General features: G+C 69.0%; 4 protein-coding genes. 3 read left to right on the forward strand and 1 reads right to left on the reverse strand.

Features of this window, described 5'->3' with window-relative positions:
* Positions 1-267 precede the first annotated feature (267 nt).
* Positions 268-2,370, forward strand: coding sequence for an ATP-dependent DNA helicase DinG (gene dinG, locus ACVOMM_RS18515; protein WP_481526605.1), 2,103 nt, complete (start codon positions 268-270; stop codon positions 2,368-2,370).
* 107 nt (positions 2,371-2,477) lie between these two features.
* Here the strand turns inward: dinG and ilvD are convergent, their stop codons facing one another.
* Complete coding sequence (gene ilvD, locus ACVOMM_RS18520; RefSeq protein ID WP_065174513.1) at positions 2,478-4,316, reverse strand: dihydroxy-acid dehydratase; 1,839 nt, start codon at positions 4,314-4,316, stop codon at positions 2,478-2,480.
* Positions 4,317-4,550: 234 nt separating this feature from the next.
* Here ilvD and ACVOMM_RS18525 point away from each other — a divergent pair, with 234 nt between their 5' ends.
* Positions 4,551-5,123 (forward strand): DUF1190 domain-containing protein, encoded by a 573-nt coding sequence (locus ACVOMM_RS18525; RefSeq protein ID WP_111187209.1) that lies wholly within the window; start codon positions 4,551-4,553, stop codon positions 5,121-5,123.
* 7 nt (positions 5,124-5,130) lie between these two features.
* Entirely contained in the window at positions 5,131-6,309 is a 1,179-nt protein-coding gene (locus ACVOMM_RS18530) for a glutathionylspermidine synthase family protein (protein ID WP_481526606.1), read from the forward strand.
* The last annotated feature ends 146 nt before the right edge of the window (positions 6,310-6,455 follow it).

A 6,455-nucleotide genomic window follows, 5' to 3' on the forward strand; every position in this document is an offset into this window, starting at 1 on the left:
GGGGGGGGGGGGCCGCGGCCCCCCCCGGGGGGGGGGGGGGTGGGGTGGTGGGGGGGGGGGGGCCCGGCCCGCCGCGCGCGGGTGTGGGGGGGGGCCGCCGGGGCCCCGCCCCGGCGGAAGCGCCGCATCTGCCCCGGCGCTGTACGGCCATCCAGCCCATGACCGCCAAGGCCCGACGCCGCTGACCCTGTTCAGCGCACGCGCCTCGGTCCCGGCCGCCGGCCATGCGACAATGACCGGCCTGATCCAGCCACGGTAGTTCCCGGCGTGACCGAAACCGTCGCCGCTCCGCGCACGCTCGATGAGCCCTTGAAGGACGCGATCCGCAAGGCCTATACGACGCTGCAGGCCAACACTCCCGGCTTTTCCACGCGCCGCTCGCAGAGCCAGATGATCGGCGTGGTGTCGCGCGCGTTGTCGAAAAGCGGTGGCGTGGGCGTGGTCGAGGCACCCACCGGCGTCGGCAAGAGCCTGGGCTACCTGACCGCCGGCGTGCCGATCGCGCTGGCCAGCAAGAAGAAGCTGGTGATCAGTACCGGTACCGTGGCGCTGCAGTCGCAGCTGGTCGAGCGCGACATCCCGAACTTCCTCAAGGCCACCGGACTGGAAGCGACCGTGGCCCTGGCCAAGGGCCGCACCCGCTACCTGTGCACGCGCAATGCCGCCGAGGCCCAGGGCGAGGGCTCGCAGGGCGGCATGTTCGAGGATGACGCGCCCCTGTTCGACCGGCCGCTGGCGCCGATCGAAATGGACATCGCCAAGCGCCTGACCGACGCCTTCACCAGCGGTCAGTGGGACGGTGACATCGACAATGCGCCGGAGACCATAAGCCCGGGCCTGCGTGGCCGCATCACCACGCCGGCGTCGGGTTGTGCCGGGCGGCGCTGTGCGTATTCGGCGCAGTGCGCGGTGCTGCGCTCGCGCAACACCGTGCGTGATGCGCAGATCGTGGTGACCAATCACGCGCTGCTGCTGTCGGCGCTGTCGATCGGCGACAGTGACAATGGCCAGCCGTTGATCGCCGCGCCCTCGGAGATGCTGCTGGTGCTGGACGAGGGCCATCACATCGGTAACGTCGCCATCGACCAGGGCGCGGCCAGCCTGGCGCTGGACGAGATGGCCAAACGCACCGGCCGCCTGCAGATCCTGATTGCCGGCGCGTATCGCGCGGTCGACAAGGACCGCCTCGGCAACCTGCTGCCGAACGAAGCCATCGACGTCGCCAGCAACGTGACCAAGCAGCTGCGCGCATTCCGCGACCAGGTCGAAGCGGTGTGGATGCCGGCGCCGGCCGACGAGGAACCGATGTGGCGCGCGGCCAACGGTCGCCTGCCGGAAGCGTGGCGCGAGCCGATCGAAGCGCTGGCCGACGATACCCGCAGCCTCTACAACTGGGCGCATGCCGCCACCGCGCAGGTGGCCAAGGGCAAGCCGGACGACCCGGCGCGTGAGCGCCTGCAGCGCAACCTCGGCATGGCGCTGGAGATGATCGAGCAGCAGTACAACCTCTGGCAGGCCTGGCGCCGCGAGGACAAGGACGGTGCGCCGCCGATGGCGCGCTGGGTCACCGCCACCCGCGACGGCGATCTGGTCCTGCATGGCTCACCGGTCTCGGCAGCGCATGTGCTGCGCAAGCTGCTGTGGGACGAGGTGGATTCGGTGGTGATGACCTCGGCGACGCTGACCGGCGGTGGCGATTTCCAGTCGCTGGCGATCGACAATGGCATTCCCGAGGAAGCCGAGATGGTTTCGCTGTCCTCGCCGTTCGACCTGCCGAACCAGGCCGAGCTGATCGTGCCGAAGTTCCCGGTCACGCCCGACGACCGCGAAGGCCATCCCCGCGAGGTGGCGCGCTACCTCGACACTGAGCTGGACTGGGCCAAGGGCTCGATGGTGCTGTTCACCTCGCGCTGGAAGATGGAGAAAGTCGCCGGACTGCTGCCTGCCGCGCGGCGCAAGCAGGTGCTGGTACAGGGCGAGATGTCCAAGACCCGGCTGATCGACGAACACCTGCGGCGCGTGGCGGCGGGCGAGGGCTCGGTGCTGTTCGGGCTGAACTCGTTCGGCGAGGGCCTCGACCTGCCCGGTGAAGCCTGCACCACGGTGGTGATCACCCAGGTACCGTTCGCGGTGCCGACCGATCCGCAGACCGCTACCCTGAGCGAGTGGTTCGAGGCGCGTGGACTCAACGCGTTCAACCTGATCGCCATTCCACACGCGCTGCGCACGCTGACCCAGTTCGCCGGCCGCCTGATCCGCACCTCCACCGATACCGGGCGCGTGGTCATCCTCGATTCGCGGCTGCTGACCCGCCGTTACGGCAAGCGCATCATCGACGCGCTGCCGCCGTTCAAGCGCGTGATCGGCTGACGATCGGAAGGTAGCGCCGGGCCATGCCCGGCGAGCGCAAAGCGCGGCCTGTGTCAGGTGCCATGACCGATAAGATCGGAATGCCGCCGCGCACGGTCCGGCGGCGCCTAATCGCCCAGCAGCGCGGTGTTGCGTACGGCGCCCTTGTCGGCGCTGGTGGCCAGCAGGGCGTAGGCCTTCAACGCGCTGGTGACCTTGCGCGGGCGCGCCTCACGCGGCTTCCATCCCAACGCATCCTGCTCGGCACGGCGCGCATCCAACGTCGCCGCATCCACCAGCAGATCAATCCGCCGCGCCGGAATATCAATGCGGATGCGGTCGCCGTCGCGTACCAGCCCGATCGCACCGCCCGCCGCCGCTTCCGGCGAGGCATGCCCGATCGACAACCCGGACGTACCGCCCGAGAAGCGCCCGTCGGTCAGCAGCGCGCACTGCTTGCCCAGTCCCTTCGATTTCAGGTAGCTGGTGGGGTAGAGCATTTCCTGCATGCCGGGGCCGCCTTTCGGGCCTTCGTAGCGGATGACCACCACGTCGCCCGCCTTCACTTCGTCGGCGAGGATGCCGGCCACGGCCGCGTCCTGGCTCTCGAACACGCGCGCGCTGCCTTCGAACACGTGGATGGATTCATCCACGCCTGCGGTCTTCACCACGCAACCGTCTTCGGCTAGATTGCCGCGCAGCACGGCCAGTCCGCCTTCTGCCGAGTAGGCATGCGCGACGCTGCGGATGCAGCCTTCGGCGCGGTCCACGTCCAGCGTGGGCCAGCGCGTGGCCTGGCTGAAAGCCACCTGGGTGGGGATGCCGGCCGGGCCGGCACGGAAGAAGTCGTGCACGCTCGATTCGCTGCTGACCGCCACGTCCCAGCGCTCGAGAGCATCGGCCAGGGTGCGGCTGTGCACGGTCGGCACGGTGGTATCCAACAGGCCGCCGCGCGCCAGTTCGCCCAGGATGCCGTACACGCCACCCGCGCGGTGCACGTCTTCCATGTGGTACCTGGGCGTGTTCGGCGCCACCTTGCACAGCTGCGGCACGCGCCGTGACAGCGCATCGATGTGGGTCAGGTCGAAGTCCACTTCGGCTTCCTGCGCGGCGGCCAGCAGGTGCAGGATGGTATTGGTCGATCCGCCCATGGCGATGTCCAGGGTCATCGCATTGGCGAACGCGGCCTGCGTGGCGATGCCCCGCGGCAGCGCGCTTTCTTCCTCGCCGCCGTACCAGCGGTGGCACAGTTCGACGATCAGGCGGCCCGCGCGCAGGAACAGCTGTTCGCGGTCGGCATGGGTGGCCAGGGTCGAGCCGTTGCCCGGCAGCGACAGGCCCAGCGCTTCGGTCAGGCAGTTCATCGAGTTGGCGGTGAACATGCCCGAACAGGAGCCGCAGGTGGGGCAGGCGCTGCGCTCGAACTCGGCCACCTTTTCATCGCTGGCGCTCTCGTCGGCGGCGATGACCATCGCATCGACCAGATCCAGCTTGTGCTCGGACAGCCGGGTCTTGCCCGCTTCCATCGGCCCGCCGGACACGAACACCACCGGGATGTTCAGGCGCAGTGCGGCCATCAGCATGCCAGGGGTGATCTTGTCGCAGTTGGAAATGCACACCAGCGCATCGGCGCAGTGCGCGTTGACCATGTACTCGACCGAGTCGGCGATGATCTCGCGGCTGGGCAGTGAATACAGCATGCCGTCGTGGCCCATCGCGATACCGTCGTCCACGGCGATCGTGTTGAACTCCTTGGCGACGCCGCCGACCTTCTCGATCTCGCGCGCGACCAGCTGGCCGAGGTCCTTCAGGTGCACGTGGCCCGGTACGAACTGGGTGAACGAGTTGGCGATGGCGATGATCGGCTTGTGGAAATCGCCGTCCTTCATGCCGGTGGCACGCCACAGGGCGCGGGCGCCGGCCATGTTGCGGCCGGCGGTGGAGGTGCGGGAGCGGTATTCGGGCATGGCTGGCGGAACGGGCGGGCCGTACGACATGGGGTGTCGGACGATCATCACCAATTTTTTCGGTTGCTGCTGCAACCACCGCTCGTCTGCGCGGCGCCGCCGGGCGATGCGGCGATGGCGGATCGGGCCTGACGAAAATGAAACGCCGTTCATCTTTCGGACTTTGCCGATTCCGGTTGTTGGCCCGGATCGGGCATCATTGGGGTATTGATCCGCTGCTTGAGGCATGAGGCCATGAAACGTTCCCGCACCACCGCGCTGCTGCTGATGAGCGCCGCACCGCTGCTGTTCACCGCCTGCCAGAAGGAGCCGGAGGTGAAGGTGCAGGAAGGCCTGTTCACTTCGGTCGAGGCCTGCACCGAGGCCACCGGTGATCCGTCGTCGTGCCGCAACGCGTTCGCCGAGGCGCAGAAGCAGGCCGCCGACGCTGCGCCGAAGTACGCCACCAAGGAAGCCTGCGAGCAGGACTACAAGCCCGAGCAGTGCGTGCAGCAGCACACGTCGGCAGGTACCTCGTTCATCGGCCCGATGATGATGGGCTTCTTCATGTCCCAGATGCTGAGCAACCGCGGTGGCCTGGCCCCGCAGGCGCCGGCGTCGGCACCGGCCTACCAGGACAAGAATGCGGGTTGGGCGCGTTCGGCCCCGGGCGGTACGGGGGGCCTGAACACCGCCAGCGGCATCGGCGCCGGCAAGGCTGGCCTGGCACCGGTCACCACCGAGCCGAACCGTGCCGTCACCGCCAGCCGGGGTGGCTTCGGCAACACCAGCGCGCGTCGCAGCACCAGCGGCAGCTACGGCGGCTGATCGACCCATGCAGCGTATCCGTATCGCCGAGCGCGCCCACTGGCGGGCGCGCGCGGAGGAAGCCGGTTTCCGCTTCCACACCATCGACGGCCAGCCGTACTGGGATGAAAGCGCGTATTACGCCTTCACCCTGCGCCAGATCGAACAGGACATCGAAGATCCCAGCGCCGAGCTGCACCAGATGGCGCTCGACCTTGTGGGCGACGTGGTGGCCAGCGAGCGGCTGATGGATCAGCTGGCGATTCCCGCGCATTACCGCGACTGGATCGCCGACAGCTGGCGCCAGCGCCAGCCGCATCTGTACGGCCGGCTCGATCTGGCCTATGACGGTACCGGTCCGGCCAAGCTGTACGAGCTGAACTACGACACGCCGACCTCGCTGTTCGAGGCCAGTTTCTTCCAGTGGCAGTGGCTGGAGGACCAGCGCAACGCCGGCCGCCTGCCGCAGCATGCCGACCAGTTCAACGCCATCCATGAGGCACTGGTCGAACGTTTCGGCGAGCTCGCCGGCCGCCTGCCGCCACCGCTGTACTTCAGCGCCGTGGGCAGTTCGGAAGAGGACCGCGGCACGGTGGAATACCTGCGCGACTGTGCTTCGCAGGCAGGCCTGCACGGGCAGGGCATCGCCATCGAAGACATCGGCCTGTCCGCGGATGGCCGCTTCACCGCGCTGGACGATTCGGTGATCGGCACGCTGTTCAAGCTGTATCCGCTGGAAGACCTGATGGCCGAGGAGTTTGGCCGCGCGCTGCCCGGCTCGGGCGTGCAGCTGCTGGAACCGGCATGGAAGGCGGTGCTGAGCAACAAGGGCATCCTGCCATTGCTGTGGCAGCGCAATGTCGGCCACCCGAACCTGCTGGAGGCGCACTTCGACGACGGCAGCGCGCTGGCCACCGGATGGGTGCGCAAGCCGCTGTTCTCGCGCGAAGGCGCCAACATCGAAATGCACCTGGCCGATGGCAGCACCCAGCGCAGCGACGGCCCCTACGATGGACCGGCGATCATCCAGCGCGCGCATCCGCTGACCCGCTTCGAAGGCGGTTATCCGCTGATCGGCAGCTGGGTGGCCGGTGACCACGCCTGCGGCATCGGCATCCGCGAGGACGACAGCGCGATCACCCGCGACAGCGCGCGCTTCGTACCGCACGCGATCGTTGACGAGGCGCCGACGCGGATCTACGTCTGAGCACGGTGCCCACCCGCACACGTAGTGGACGGTAGCGCCGGGGGGGGGGGGGGGGGGGGGGGGGGGGGGGGGGCGGGGGGGCCGGGGGGGGGGGGGGGGGGCGGGGGCGGGGGGGGGGGCGGGGCGGGGGGGGGGGCGGCCCCCGG

The organism is Stenotrophomonas sp. STEN009 (assembly GCF_056760395.1).